Consider the following 13,950-nt stretch of genomic DNA (forward strand, 5'->3'; position numbering starts at 1 on the left):
CGCAGTGCTCTGCGTGTTTTTTGAACGTTGTTTTTTTAGTTAAAGGTCAGGGATCGATCAGGTGCAGGACGAAGGACTCGTAAGGTCGCAACGTCACCTGGCGCTTGCGCAACGCGCCCTCTGGATAATTGCTGATCAACTGGCGCTGGCTCATCGATTCACTGATGACCGTCGCCGGTAATTCCACTTCACAGGTTGTCCCGTAGAAGTTGTTCACCACCAACAGGCGCTCGGCATCACCTTCACGCACATACGCCCAGACTTGCGGATGTTCCGCCAGCAATTGTCGGTACAGCCCTTCGGTGATCAACGGCTCGTGGCGACGTAACGCGATCAGACGGCGGTAGTGATGCAACACCGATTCCGGATCATCGATCTGGTGGGCAACGTTGATCTGCGCGGCATTCGCCGGCACGCCGATCCACGGTTCGACGCTACTGAAACCGGCGTTCGGGCCGGCGTCCCAGTGCATCGGTGTACGGCCGTTATCACGGGACTTCTGCATGATCGCCGCCATGTTGTCGGCATCGCTGCTGCCGGCTTCGCGCTTGAGGCGAAAGATGTTCAGCGTCTCGACATCGCGATAATGCTCGATCGATTCGAACCCCGGATTGGTCATGCCCAACTCTTCGCCCTGATACACGAAAGGCGTGCCTTGGAGAAAATGCAATGCAGTGCCGAGCATCTTCGCCGAGAGCTCGCGGTGTTCGCCGTCATCGCCAAAGCGCGAAACCACTCGCGGTTGATCGTGGTTACACCAGAACAGCGCGTTCCAGCCACCGCCGGCCTGCATGCCGGTCTGCCAGTCGGACAGAATCCCCTTGAGCTGAAGGAAATCGAAGTCGGCGCGTACCCACTTCTGCAGGTTCGGATAATCGACTTTCAAGTGGTGAAAGTTGAAGGTCATCGACAGTTCTTTAGACTGCGGATTCGAATAGCGAATGCAGTGTTCGAGGCTGGTCGATGACATCTCGCCGACATTGATCAGCTCGTGCCCTGCGAAGACTTCGCGGTGCATCTGCTGCAAGTACGCGTGGACATTCGGCCCGTCGGTGTAGAAGCGTCGGCCATCACTGCTGTCCTCGGGAAAGTCTTCGGGCTTGGAGATCAGATTGATCACGTCCAGCCGAAAACCACCCACACCCTTGTCTCGCCAGAACTGCATCATCCGGAACACTTCGGCACGCACCTGAGGGTTGTCCCAATTCAGGTCGGCCTGGGTGTGGTCGAACAGGTGCAGGTAATACTGACCGGTCTGGGCCTCGTACTCCCAGGCGGAACCGCCGAACTTGGATTCCCAGTTGTTCGGCTGATCACGCCAGATATAGAAGTCACGGTAAGGGTTGTCGAGGCTGCTGCGCGCCTGCTGGAACCAGATGTGTTCGATCGAGGTGTGATTGACCACGATGTCGAGCATCAGCTTGATCCCGCGCTTGCCCGCTTCGGCGATCAGCAATTCACAATCGGCCATGCTGCCGTAGCTCGGGTCGATGGCGTAGTAATCGCTGATGTCGTAGCCATTATCACGCTGCGGCGAACGCAGAAACGGCGTGATCCACAAGCAATCGACACCCAGCCAGTGCAGGTAGTCGAGCTTGGCGACGATACCGAGCAGATCACCTGTCGGGTTGCCGGCGTGGCTATGAAAACTCTTCGGGTAGATCTGGTAGATCACCGAACGCTGCCAGTCTTGCATGGCTCATTTCCCTCTTGAATTTTACGAGCTCCTACAGATCGATTCAGGCAACCCGATAACCGGGCCGGACAATCTTCATGCTCAATGCACAGGTCAGAACAAACGGCACGAGCATGGCAATCAGCATCCCCAGCACAAACATCGGGATGTACTGCGGAATGATCGAGATGAATCCCGGCAGGCCACCGACGCCGATGGCCGAGGCCTGAACCTTGTTCAGCGAAAGGAATACGCAGCCCAGCGCCGAGCCGGTGAGCGCGGCATAGAACGGAAATTTGTAACGCAGGTTGACCCCGAACATCGCCGGCTCGGTGATACCGAAGTAGGCGGAAATCGCCGAGGTCGACGCCATGCTCTTGTCCCGCGCATTACGGGTCATCCAGAACACCGCCAGGGCGGCACTGCCCTGAGCGAGATTGGACATGACGATCATCGGCCAGATGAAGGTGCCGCCCTGGGTCGAGATCAATTGCAGATCGACCGCGAGAAACATGTGGTGCATGCCGGTGATCACCAGCGGCGCATACAGCAGACCGAAAATCGCGCCACCCACCATCGGCGCCAGGTCAAACAGCATGACCAGCCCTTCGGTGATAAAGATTCCGATGTGGCGAGTCACCGGGCCGATTACCGCCAGCGCCAGCACGCCGGTGACGACGATGGTGGTGATCGGAACCACGAGCAACTGAATCGCGTTGGGCACGCGTGCGCGCAGCCATTTTTCGATGACGCTCATCACGTAGGCGGCCAGCAGAATCGGCAGGATCTGCCCCTGGTAACCGACCTTTTCCACCTGGAACAACCCGAGAATGTCGAAGTACGGCAGTTGCTGCCCGTCCAGCCCGGCCACGGCCTTGCCGTAGTTCCAGGCGTTGAGCAGATCGGGATGCACCAGCATCAGACCGAGCACGATGCCGAGGATCTCGCTGCCGCCAAAGCGTTTGGCCGCCGACCAGCCCACCAGCGCCGGCAAAAACACGAACGAGGTGTTGGCCATCAGGTTGATCAGGCTCCACAGCCCGTCGAGTTTCGGGTAGGCATCGAGCAGGGTTTGCCCTTCGATGAACATACCTTTGGCGCCGAGCAGATTGTTGATGCCCATCAACAGGCCGGCAATGATCAGCGCCGGCAGGATGGGCATGAATACGTCGGAAAACACCCGCACCAGACGCTGCATGGCGTTGATCTTTTCGGCGCTTTTCTGTTTGACGTCAGCGATGGTCGACGCCGCGAGACCGGTCTGCCGACGCAATTCGGCATAGACCTTTTCCACGTCACCCGGACCGATCACCACCTGATAGAGGCCACCGGTGAAGAACGAGCCTTTGACCAGATCGATCTGGTTGAGCGTGGCGCTGTCGACCAGGCTCGGGTCCTTCAGGGCCAGTCGCAACCGCGTGACGCAATGGGCGCCCTGTTCGAGGTTGTCGCTGCCACCGAGGCTCTGCAGCAATTGCGCGGCGATGTTCGGGTAGTCGTGGCTCATGCTTGTTCTTCCGCTGGGATTGTTGTTATTGGCAGCACGCCGAAGCGAAAAATACTCGTCTGTACGAGTTAATGCAACAACTCGTACAGACGAGTTTGTTTATGTATGTTCCCGCCAGACCGAAGACGAATTTTCCTACTCGTCCCTAAGGCGATTTCCATCGTCCACATGGACAAAGCCCTACCCTGGCCGTAAGGTTCGAAGCTTTGAGCACCGTCGGCACCGAGCCTCCCCATGAGCAAATACAACCAGATCTATAGCGATCTGCTGGCCAGCATCACGACTGAACGCCTGGAGCGCGGCGCCCGCTTGCCCTCTGAAACCGAACTGATGGACAGCTATCAGGCCAGCCGTGGCACGGTGCGCAAGGCTATCGAACTGCTTCAGGAGCGCGGCTTTGCGCAGAAGATCCACGGCAAGGGCACCTTCGTGCTTTCGACCAACCCGATCGAGTTTCAGCTCGGTGGCATCGTCAGCTTTCAAGAGACCTACCCACGCCTGGGCAACGACGTCAGCACCGAAGTGGTCGAAATGAGCCAGATCCCGCTCGAAGGCGCCCTGCTTGAGCACATCCATGCCGAACCGGGCAGCCTCATCACGCGGATCAAGCGTGTGCGGCGGATTGACGGCAAACGGGTCATCCTCGACATCAACCATTTTGTCAGCGAAGTGATTCCCGGCCTGTCTCTCGATATCGCCGAACAGTCGATCTACGCCCATATCGAACAGACTCTGCAGTTACAGATTGCCTACGCCCAACGCACCATCGAAGCCGTGCCGCGCAGCAAGGACGATCAACTGCACCTGGACCTCGACGGCCAGAGCCATGTGATCGTGGTCAGCAACCAGACCTTCCTTCAGGACGGTCGTCAGTTCGAGTACACCGAATCACGGCACACCCTCGACAAGTTCTACTTTTCCGACGTAGCCCGACGCTGACCCCCGCACGTTTCGAACAACAATGTGCGGTACATATGTAGTGCACTCCACTTGAGTGAACAGGCCATGCTTGGCCTTCATTTTCTCAAGGATGGAGAAAGCATGAACGCCCACCTACCACCGCCCCTGCCTAACGCCGCGGACAAAGCGGCTCTGAAGAAGATCGCCTTTACTGTCGTGCAAAACTGCCCCGGCCTGCAGGAAGCAGCACAGCAAGCTGCCCGTGATCTACTGGAAGCAAACGGCTTGTCGAGCCTCGATCCGGATCAGGTTTACTTCCATCGTTTCAAGACTGCCCAGAGCAGCGTCCACACGTTTACCGGTTGGGAGCACATCGATGAAAAGCCCTACGAATCGATGACCCTGACACAGCTGGTTATTCATCGTTTTCGCGCGACCGACCAGGACAACGCCGATCTTCTCGACCTGTACGGCGGTTTTTATACAAAAGGTCCGCAAACCGGGAATTTCGACGAAAAAAATCAGGTGCGACTGCATGGCAACGAGGTTTTGAAAGCGTTCTGGAGCCTCGATTTCAGTGGTCACTACACCGCCATCCTGACGGACTTCTGGAACACTCACGCCGACGATTTCCGCACCTTGGCCAAATGCAATTTTCTCAACAGGGCGGTGCAGGCTCTGGATCTTGGGCAGCTCACCAGTCATGACTTTCAATGGCTGGTAAATTCAGTGGTGGGGCCTGTCAGTTGGCCGGTCACCCTGAACATGCTGCAAGCGAGTCGAACTGCAACGGGGGATGTTTATGCCTTTGACGTCGACGGGCATGTCGCCACTCGGTTGCTGCGCATTGTTGACTCTGCGGGTCGGCAGATTATCTATCTGCCCGGTGAGGCCGAAGCATTCGTGATCAAGGACACGGCGGCGGATCTGCATTGGTGGGTGCTGGAGCAGATGAACGACGCGAAACGCCGCGCGTCCTTCCTGGATCACTTTGCCCTCGCCGACCGTCAACACATGAGCGAGAACGTGACCGATCTGATGAATCGCCTGGTGGGCACTTGGGGCCGGTCCGATCATCACCTGATCAACCGTACAAACCTGGTGCTGACCGATGATGCATTCAGTTGGCTGCGCGACTCGACTCGCCAGGCGATGTTTGCAGAAGCCCAACTGTCGCTGACATCCAATGGCGATCTGCGCAAAAAGCTGTGGATCGGCTACCTGAGTGGGGGCCTCAAGGTGTTCGGGCCGATGGCCACTGTCGGTTGGCCACTGGCATTGCCAGTGATTGGCGCCACCCTCGCCAGCATGGGTCTGAATATCGATCAGGCACAAAACGGCAAGACAAGGGCCGAGCGCAAGGCCGGCTTGCTGGGCGCAGTCTTGAGTGGCATCAACCTGTTATTCAACCTCCCATTACTTATCGACACCGGGTCGATGCTGGAGGTTGGCGCAGAAGTCGAGGCGGCGGAGGCCGTAGAAATGGCCGAGTACAACGAAGCCTTGAGTCCTGCTGTCGAGAGCGACAACCCATCGCCAATCATGGTGCCGGACGATGTCGATATCACCCTGCCGAATCTTCACGAGACCGTGCTGATCCCGGCGCAAAAAACCGCACCGCCGCCGGTGCCCGAACGCTATCAATGCAACGAGTTGCTCGACGGCACAGCACTCGACGAAGAGTCCGGGAAATACCACGGTGTTTACCGTCTCGACTCCGATCCGCCCTACGCCATTCTGATGAATGACACTCCCTACTATGTGCGCTACTTCGCCAATTCTCGCGGTAGTGGTGATTGGGCAATCGTTGACCCGGAGCGACCCAATCAGTTTGTCCACGCCTTACCGGTCCGCCTCAATGGCGCAGGCGAGTGGGAGCGGATGCCTGCACTGGGACTCAAAGGAGGCGGTCAATGCATGGGCAAAAAATGCACCCCGGATATCGAACTCGATACCTTCGAACCCGTACCGCCCGAGATACCCGCAGAAGAGGCGGCAGAACCGCAGCCCTCGACATCGCGCCCTCCACGTCCGGTGAACAGCGCCTACGACATCGATCCGCTCGTGCGCCGTTCGATAAGAGGCTGGGCGTTGAACCTCAACGAAACCCATGCCCAGTTACAGCCCGACGGGGCCGGTGGCTTTGGCATGGACGACCCGTTCGAGCTGCATGCCGTTGGTAAACGCCTGCTACTGCAGAGTTCAGCCAGAAGCTTTTTCAAGAATCTGCCGTGGATGATCCAGCCCGCGCGGCCAACGCTGCCCGAGCTCAGCGGCTCGATGCCACTGGCCGAACTTGTCGATGGCATTTTTGAAAACGCATCAGGTCTGGTGGTAGGAGAAACCCTTGATCGCATCGCCAGCATGCGTTTTCTGATTGAAAGCATGCCGGCATTGGCCCGCCACGCGAAAACCCTCTACCTGCGCGGGCTGCTCAGTGACTTCGCTCAGGTTGAACTGAATCGCTACTTCACCAGTGGCATTATGTCCGCGGACCTGCGCAGTTATTTGATCAGTCTCGGCACCGATCCGGGCGGTCGTTTCAACCCACTGAAACTGGTTCAGATAGCAGGAGCGAACGGGGTTCGAGTCCAGGCGCTCGACTGCGCCGCGAGCTACAAAATGAAAACACCTCTGCCCTCCGTCGACGAGCAAATGATGAGCACCTACCTGACAAACAACATCATGACCGGCGACGTCTACCTCAACAGCCCGCAGAAATGGATTGTCGTGACGGATGCTCAAAACACCAACACCTTCAGAGGACTACTGGGTGTCAGTGAGTTGAAGGGAGCAATCGGCCTGAGAATCGCTGAAGTCGGCCCCGGTGAAGACCTGGGCGTTGATGTCGATCCGGGTATTGAAGTACCACGCGGCAGCTCGCCCGGCGGCGCTGTCAGGCAAGGTAATCCGGACCTTCTGCGCGCCGACTTGCGATTGAAAGTTCAGGCACCTGAGCAGGCCTGGAGCGAGGAGACGCTGGAGAATCTTTTGTACAGGCGTGGCATGTATCTGTTTGAAAAAGCGGGGGACAGCTACACGCTGATCCACCGCAGCAAACAAGGCATGCTCCAGCGCACGCCGATAACTCGATTGAGCGACGGCAAAGTCTCCCTTCACCGACCTGCGTGGCAGCGGGTGAATGACATCGCGTACGCCAACCTGAAGGACATGTCTCAGCGGCTGTCCGATACCGGACTGATATTGCGTAGCCGGATCCCTGATTGAGGCTCTCCGGTTAAACATGAGCAGGGGAAACCCGACAACAAAAAATGCCCGTCAGCAAAACTGACGGGCATTTTTCATCAAGCTTCCTCCGCACTTGTGAAGCCAGCTAGCGCCTGCAGGACGTCCTGCAATCTGCCCTCCTCCAGCACTCCCACCCTATTATCAACAAGGGCAATGCGGTAGCCCGGTAGTGCACTGCCCTTGCGCGAATCAGTCATGCTCGATCTTTGTTTCTCAAGGATGAAGAACGCATGACCTCACCCGAACGACGTCTCCTGCCAAACGCAGCGGATAAAACTGCCCTCAAAGCCATTGCCGCGACTATCGTGCAGACCTGCCCGAGTTTGCTCGACGCAGCCCGGCAAGTCGCCAACGAAATCCTGGCGGAAAAAGGACTGTCCGGCCTCGATCCTGACCGGATTTACTTCCACCGTTTCAAAACGGCGCAGAGCAGTGCGTTGACCTTCACTGGTTGGGAACATGCGCTGGAAAAACCTTACGAAACGCTCACCCTCACGCAGTTGGTGATCCATCGCTTTCGCGCGACCGATCAAGACAACGCAGATCTGCTTGGCCTCTACTGCGGCTTCTACTCGGATGGCCCGGAGGCAGAGAACTTCAATCAGAGCAATGAAGTGCGATTGCTCGGCAGCGATGTGCTGAGGGCATTCTGGGATGTCGACTTCAGCGCGCGCTACACAGGTCAACTGACGAGATTCTGGCAAACCTCGGCGGATAACTTCCGCGCCCTGGCAAAGTGCAACTTTCTCAGTCTGGCTGTGCAGGCGCTGCAGCAGGGTGACCTGGATGGCGCTGATTTTCAGCGCATCGTCGGCTCGGTCATCGGGCCCGTCACTTGGCCCGTTACCTTGCAAATGCTGCAAGCGCTACACCCGGTCGGTGCTGAAGTGCGGGCGCTGGATCTCGATGGCCACGTCGCCTTCAATGCTCTGCGTCTGGTGGAAAGCAGTGGCCGCCAGACCCTTTACTTGCCAGGCGAGGCCCGAGCATTCCTCTTTAAGGACAATGAAGCGGATCTGCATTGGTGGATACTTGAGCAGATGAATTCAGACGACAAGCGCACGGCATTTCTCCAGCATTTCCCGCTGGCTGACCGTAATCACATCAACGAAAACCTCACCGATCTGATGAACCGCCTGGTGAGCACCTGGGGTCACAGCGATCACCGCATGATCAATCGCAGCAACGTCGCGATCAGCGGTGACGCATTCACTTGGTTGAGCGAGTCGACACGTTCAGGCATGGTTGCCGAGGCGCACTTGGCGCTCACGTCCAACAGCGACCTGCGCAAAAAACTCTGGATCGGTTATTTGAGTGCCGGGCTGAAAGTATTCGGCCCGATGGCAGCGGTGGGCTGGCCCTTGGCGTTGCCTTTGATTGGCGCCAGCATCGCGAACATGGGATTGAACATCGATCAGGCCATCAACGGCATTACGCCCACCGAACGCAAGGCCGGTGTTACTGGTGCAGTGCTCAATGCCATCGACATTGTGTTCAGCATTCCGTTTCTGATCAGCACGGGCGCGCAACTTGAAGTGGGCCCGCAGGTGGATTTTGCCGAAGCTGAAGAAATGCTCGGGTTGATCGAGTTCACTTCGCCAGACTCACCCTTCTTGCCGCCTCTGGATCAACCGCCAGTCCCGGTGGTTGATCCAGAGGTAGCCGTTGAGCTGACAAACGAAATCCCCACCGAGACTCCCATCGCATCCATCCGGCCGTTGGCCACGGCTGCTGCGCGCCAAGGTTCGCCCTTGCCAAAGATTCCTGCCCGATATCGATGCAACGAATTACTGGCCCACCGCTCTGTAGAGGCAGCGCCGGGCAAATATGAAGGTATTTACCGCCTGGACAAGGATCCGGGCCATGCCATCGAAATGGAGGGTAGCGCGTACTACGTGCGCTACTTCGCCGACTCCGAAGACGCCGGCAACTGGGCCATCGTCAATCCCGAGCGACCCAATCAGTTCGCTTACTCATTGCCAGTACGCTTCGGCAGTAGCGGCAAGTGGCAACGCATACCCGCCTTGCGTCTCAGGGGAGGCGGCCAATGCGTGGGCAAGGCCTGTTTCCTGGACTCCGACCTGTCCTCGTCCTCGGCCCAGGCTTCATCAACGCCGTCAGCGGAGCTTCCCCTCGTCGAACCGGTTTCACCGGTTGCGCGACCACTGCGCCTGGTGACGCCCCTCAACGACATCGAAGGCGTGGACATGGCGAGAATGAAAAGATGGGCAATGAACTTGCCCGAGACGTTCGCCGAGCTCTCCAGTGCAAACCGCGGTAAACCATCAAGTGTCGATACGTATGCGGCCTATTTTCGCGACAGACGCTCGTCCTTGCTAAACGAAGCCAAAGAGTATTACTCCGAGCTGAACTGGACCAACTTGCCCGCACGGCCCGTCATCCCGCCAATCGATGCCGCGATGCAGACGGCTGAGTTGATTGATCGCATCTTTGCCAATACCGATGGACTGGTCGTCGGCGAAACCCTTGATCGCATCGCCAGCACACGCTTCATGATCGAAAACATGCCGGCGTTCGCACGGCATATCAACACGCTGTACGTACGGGGTTTGCTGAGTGATTTTGCTCAGGCAGATCTCAACGACTTTTTCCTGTCGGGAGAGATGTCAGAGGATCTTCGAGGCTACTTGTCCAGCCTGGGCACCGACCCTGATGACCGATTCAACATCCTTGAACTGGTCAAGACAGCCCAGGCCAATGGCATCCGGGCCCAAGGTCTTGAAGTCGCGCACAGTTACAAACTGAAGGTACCGCTGACCTCGATCGAAGAGCAGATGATCCACGCCCGGCTCGCCTCTCAAATCATGTGGGGGGACGAGCTCCTCAACAGACCAGGCAAATGGGTTGCCCTGGTCGAGGCAACGAGCACCAATACCTTCAGAAATCTGCCCGGCATCAGCGAACTCAGGGGTGGCATCGGGTTACGGATTGAAGAAGCGACATCCACCGAAGTGGCCGGCGTCAGGATAGACCCGGGACTGGAAGTCGCTCGGGGCCCGTTTGATAACGGGGCATCGACGCGCAACTCATCCGACTTTCTATTCGCTGATCTGCGCTTGCAGATCGAAACGCCTGTGCCGCGTTGGACTGAGGCAACAGTGAATACCCTGCTGAATCGCAACGGCATGTTCATGCTCGAAAAAACCCAGAATGCATACACGCTTGTGCGTCGCAACAGCGACGGCAATATTGTTCGAACAATGGTGAATCGCCGAGGGGATGGTCAGGTTTACATCTGGGCACAGTCGATGCCCCGAATCAGCGGCATCATGTTCCGTGACATCGGCGCGTTATCCCAGCGCCTGATAGAGATCGGCTTGACCCTGCAAAGTCGCTTGCCCGGCTAACTGTTTTTCAGGGCATGAAACGAAAAAACCCTTGGCTTCAGGCCAAGGGTTTTTCGTTAATCAACCTGCAGCGGGATTATTCCCACTCAATGGTCGCCGGCGGCTTGCTCGACACGTCGTAAGTGACGCGGGAGATGCCTTCGATTTCATTGATGATGCGGCCGGAGACGGTTTCCAGCAATTCGTAAGGCAGGTGTGCCCAACGCGCGGTCATGAAGTCGATGGTCTCTACGGCACGCAGGGCCACGACCCAGGCGTAACGACGGCCGTCGCCAACAACGCCAACCGATTTCACTGGCTGGAACACCACGAAGGCCTGGCTGACTTTATGGTACCAGTCGGCTTTGCGCAGTTCTTCGATGAAGATGTGGTCAGCGCGACGCAGCAGGTCGGCGTATTCCTTCTTCACTTCACCGAGGATGCGCACGCCCAGACCCGGGCCCGGGAACGGGTGACGGTAGACCATGTCGTACGGCAGGCCCAGTTCCAGGCCCAGACGACGGACTTCGTCCTTGAACAGTTCGCGCAGTGGCTCGACCAGTTTCAGGTTCATTTCTTCCGGCAGGCCGCCCACGTTGTGGTGCGACTTGATTACGTGAGCCTTGCCGCTTTTCGCGCCAGCCGACTCGATCACGTCCGGGTAGATGGTGCCCTGCGCGAGGTACTTGATGTTTTCCAGTTTATTGGACTGGGCATCGAAGACGTCGATGAAGGTACGACCGATGATCTTGCGCTTCTTCTCCGGATCGGCTTCGCCGGCCAGGTTGTTGAGGAACTGATCTTCAGCGTTGGCGCGAATGACTTTGACGCCCATGTTCTCGGCGAACATGGCCATCACTTGCTCGCCTTCGTGCAGACGCAGCAGGCCATTGTCGACGAAGACGCAGGTCAGTTGGTCGCCGATGGCTTTGTGCAGCAGCGCGGCAACCACCGAGGAGTCAACACCACCGGACAGACCCAGCAGCACGTTGTCGGTGCCGACTTGTGCGCGGATGTTGGCAATGGCGTCTTCAGCGATCTTCGACGGGGTCCACAGGGCTTCACAGCCGCAGATGTCGAGGACAAAACGCGACAGGATGCGACCGCCCTGCTTGGTGTGGGTCACTTCCGGGTGGAACTGCACGCCGTAGTAACCACGGTCGTCGTTGAACATACCGGCGATCGGGCAGCTCGGGGTGCTGGCGAGGATGTGGAAGTCTTCCGGCATCCTGGTGACCTTGTCACCGTGGCTCATCCACACGTCGAGGCCGAACAGGCCGTCAGCGTCGATATGGTCTTCGATGCCGTCGAGCAGGCGGCTCTTGCCGACCACGTCAACGCGGGCGTAACCGAACTCACGCAGTTCGGAACCTTCAACCTTGCCGCCCAGTTGCTCGGCCATGGTCTGCATGCCGTAGCAGATACCGAAGACCGGTACGCCCAGATCGAACACTGCCTTTGGGCAGCGCGGGCTGTCGGCGACGTGCACGGACTCGGGGCCGCCGGCGAGGATGACGCCTTTAGGAGCGAATTCGCGGATCGCATCTTCGTCCATGTCGAACGGGTGCAGTTCGCAGTACACACCGATTTCACGCACGCGGCGGGCAATCAGTTGGGTGTATTGCGAACCGAAGTCGAGGATCAGGATGCGGTGAGCGTGAATATCGAGGGCCATGATTCAGTCTCGTCTAAGTCGTTCAGAAACAGTCGTGATTCAGAAACAACTCGGGGCTGAATCAAACAGCCCCGGTTGCTTACTTTATTGCTTGAAGGCTCAACCTACGCGGTAGTTTGGCGCTTCTTTGGTGATCTGCACGTCGTGAACGTGGGATTCGGCCATGCCAGCGCCGGTGATCCGCACGAATTCAGGCTTGGTGCGCATCTCTTCGATGTTGGCGCTGCCGGTGTAGCCCATCGAGGAACGCAGACCGCCCATCAACTGGTGAATGATCGCGCTCAGGGTGCCTTTGTAAGGAACACGGCCTTCGATGCCTTCCGGAACGAGTTTCTCGGCGCCTGCCGAGGAGTCCTGGAAGTAACGGTCGGAAGAACCTTGTGCCTGGGACATGGCGCCCAGCGAACCCATGCCGCGATAAGCCTTGTACGAACGGCCCTGGAACAGTTCGATTTCGCCCGGCGCTTCTTCAGTACCGGCGAACATCGAGCCCATCATCACGCAGGAAGCACCGGCTACGATGGCCTTGGACAGGTCACCGGAGAAACGGATGCCGCCGTCGGCGATCAACGGAACGCCAGTGCCTTCAAGGGCAGCGGCGACATTGGCGATGGCACTGATTTGCGGGACGCCGACACCGGCGACGATACGGGTGGTGCAGATCGAGCCAGGGCCGATACCGACCTTGACTGCGTCAGCGCCTGCTTCGGCCAGAGCCTTGGCAGCGGCGCCGGTGGCGATGTTGCCGCCGATCACCTGCACTTCAGGGAAATTCTCTTTGACCCAACGAACGCGGTCGATCACGCCTTTGGAGTGACCGTGCGCGGTATCGACTACCACGACGTCCACGCCAGCATTGACCAGAGCGGCAACGCGGTCACCGGTGTCTTTACCGGTGCCGACAGCGGCGCCAACGCGCAGACGACCTTGATCGTCCTTGCTGGCCAGCGGGTAGGCTTTGGCTTTTTCGATATCGTTGACGGTCATCATGCCTTTGAGGGCGAATTTGTCGTCGACGATCAGCACGCGCTCGATGCGGTGCTTGTGCAGCAGTTCGCGTGCTTCGTCCTTGCTCGCGCCTTCCTTGATCGTGACCAAACGCTCTTTGGGCGTCATCACTTCACGGACGGTGGCTTCCAGACGGCTTTCGAAACGCACGTCACGGGAGGTGACGATGCCGACCAGGTCGCCATCGTGCAGCACCGGAACGCCGGAAATGTTGTGCATGCGGGTCAATTCAAACAGATCACGAACCGTGGCATCAGCCTCGATGGTGATCGGATCCTTGACGACGCCGGCTTCGAACTTCTTGACCTTACGCACTTCGGCAGCTTGCTGCTCGATGGTCATGTTCTTGTGGATAATGCCGATGCCACCTTCCTGAGCCATGGCGATTGCCAAACGGGCTTCAGTGACGGTGTCCATTGCAGCAGAAACCAGAGGAATGTTCAGCTCGATGCCACGGGTAAGGCGGGTCTTGAGACTGACTTCGTTAGGAAGCACCTCGGAATAACCAGGCACTAAGAGAATGTCGTCGAATGTCAGAGCTTCTTGGCTGATACGCAGCATCGCGGGGGCTCCCGAGCGGGAAAATGGA

The 13,950-nt window shown here is 58.0% G+C and carries 7 protein-coding genes; 3 read left to right on the forward strand and 4 right to left on the reverse strand.

Features of this window, described 5'->3' with window-relative positions:
- Positions 1-46 precede the first annotated feature (46 nt).
- Both treC and treP read right to left on the reverse strand, forming a co-directional pair.
- Positions 47-1,696, reverse strand: coding sequence for an alpha,alpha-phosphotrehalase (gene treC / locus PspR84_RS23335; protein ID WP_160059300.1), 1,650 nt, complete (start codon positions 1,694-1,696; stop codon positions 47-49).
- Positions 1,697-1,739: 43 nt separating this feature from the next.
- Positions 1,740-3,182, reverse strand: a complete 1,443-nt coding sequence (gene treP / locus PspR84_RS23340) for a PTS system trehalose-specific EIIBC component (protein ID WP_160059301.1) — start codon at positions 3,180-3,182, stop codon at positions 1,740-1,742.
- Positions 3,183-3,416: 234 nt separating this feature from the next.
- On the opposite strand from treP, the gene treR reads away from it, so the two are divergent.
- The 3 genes from treR (at position 3,417) to PspR84_RS23355 (ending at position 10,699) form a co-directional block, all read left to right on the forward strand.
- Positions 3,417-4,121, forward strand: coding sequence for a trehalose operon repressor (treR, locus tag PspR84_RS23345; protein WP_160059302.1), 705 nt, complete (start codon positions 3,417-3,419; stop codon positions 4,119-4,121).
- 51 nt (positions 4,122-4,172) lie between these two features.
- Positions 4,173-7,310 carry a membrane-targeted effector domain-containing toxin gene (locus tag PspR84_RS23350; RefSeq protein WP_238785165.1) on the forward strand — a complete coding sequence of 1,046 codons (3,138 nt, stop codon included), beginning with the start codon at positions 4,173-4,175 and terminating at the stop codon, positions 7,308-7,310.
- A 251-nt stretch (positions 7,311-7,561) separates the two neighbouring features.
- Positions 7,562-10,699, forward strand: coding sequence for a membrane-targeted effector domain-containing toxin (locus PspR84_RS23355; RefSeq protein WP_160059304.1), 3,138 nt, complete (start codon positions 7,562-7,564; stop codon positions 10,697-10,699).
- 76 nt (positions 10,700-10,775) lie between these two features.
- Here the strand turns inward: PspR84_RS23355 and guaA are convergent, their stop codons facing one another.
- Both guaA and guaB read right to left on the reverse strand, forming a co-directional pair.
- On the reverse strand, positions 10,776-12,353 hold the full coding sequence (guaA, locus tag PspR84_RS23360) for a glutamine-hydrolyzing GMP synthase (protein WP_160059305.1): 1,578 nt from the start codon (positions 12,351-12,353) through the stop codon (positions 10,776-10,778).
- A gap of 99 nt (positions 12,354-12,452) precedes the next feature.
- Positions 12,453-13,922: an IMP dehydrogenase gene (gene guaB, locus PspR84_RS23365; RefSeq protein ID WP_007916845.1), complete on the reverse strand. Its 1,470-nt coding sequence runs from the start codon at positions 13,920-13,922 to the stop codon at positions 12,453-12,455.
- Positions 13,923-13,950: the final 28 nt, after the last annotated feature.

The sequence above is a fragment of the Pseudomonas sp. R84 genome, from assembly GCF_009834515.1.
In the GTDB taxonomy this organism is placed as follows: Bacteria; Pseudomonadota; Gammaproteobacteria; order Pseudomonadales; family Pseudomonadaceae; genus Aquipseudomonas.

Coding starts and splice junctions, on each gene's coding strand:
- treP (WP_160059301.1), bottom strand. CDS start 3,182: ATGAGCCACGACTACCCGAACATCGCCGCGCAATTGCTGCAGAGCCTC.
- treC (WP_160059300.1), bottom strand. CDS start 1,696: ATGCAAGACTGGCAGCGTTCGGTGATCTACCAGATCTACCCGAAGAGT.
- PspR84_RS23355 (WP_160059304.1), top strand. CDS start 7,562: ATGACCTCACCCGAACGACGTCTCCTGCCAAACGCAGCGGATAAAACT.
- guaA (WP_160059305.1), bottom strand. CDS start 12,353: ATGGCCCTCGATATTCACGCTCACCGCATCCTGATCCTCGACTTCGGT.
- guaB (WP_007916845.1), bottom strand. CDS start 13,922: ATGCTGCGTATCAGCCAAGAAGCTCTGACATTCGACGACATTCTCTTA.
- treR (WP_160059302.1), top strand. CDS start 3,417: ATGAGCAAATACAACCAGATCTATAGCGATCTGCTGGCCAGCATCACG.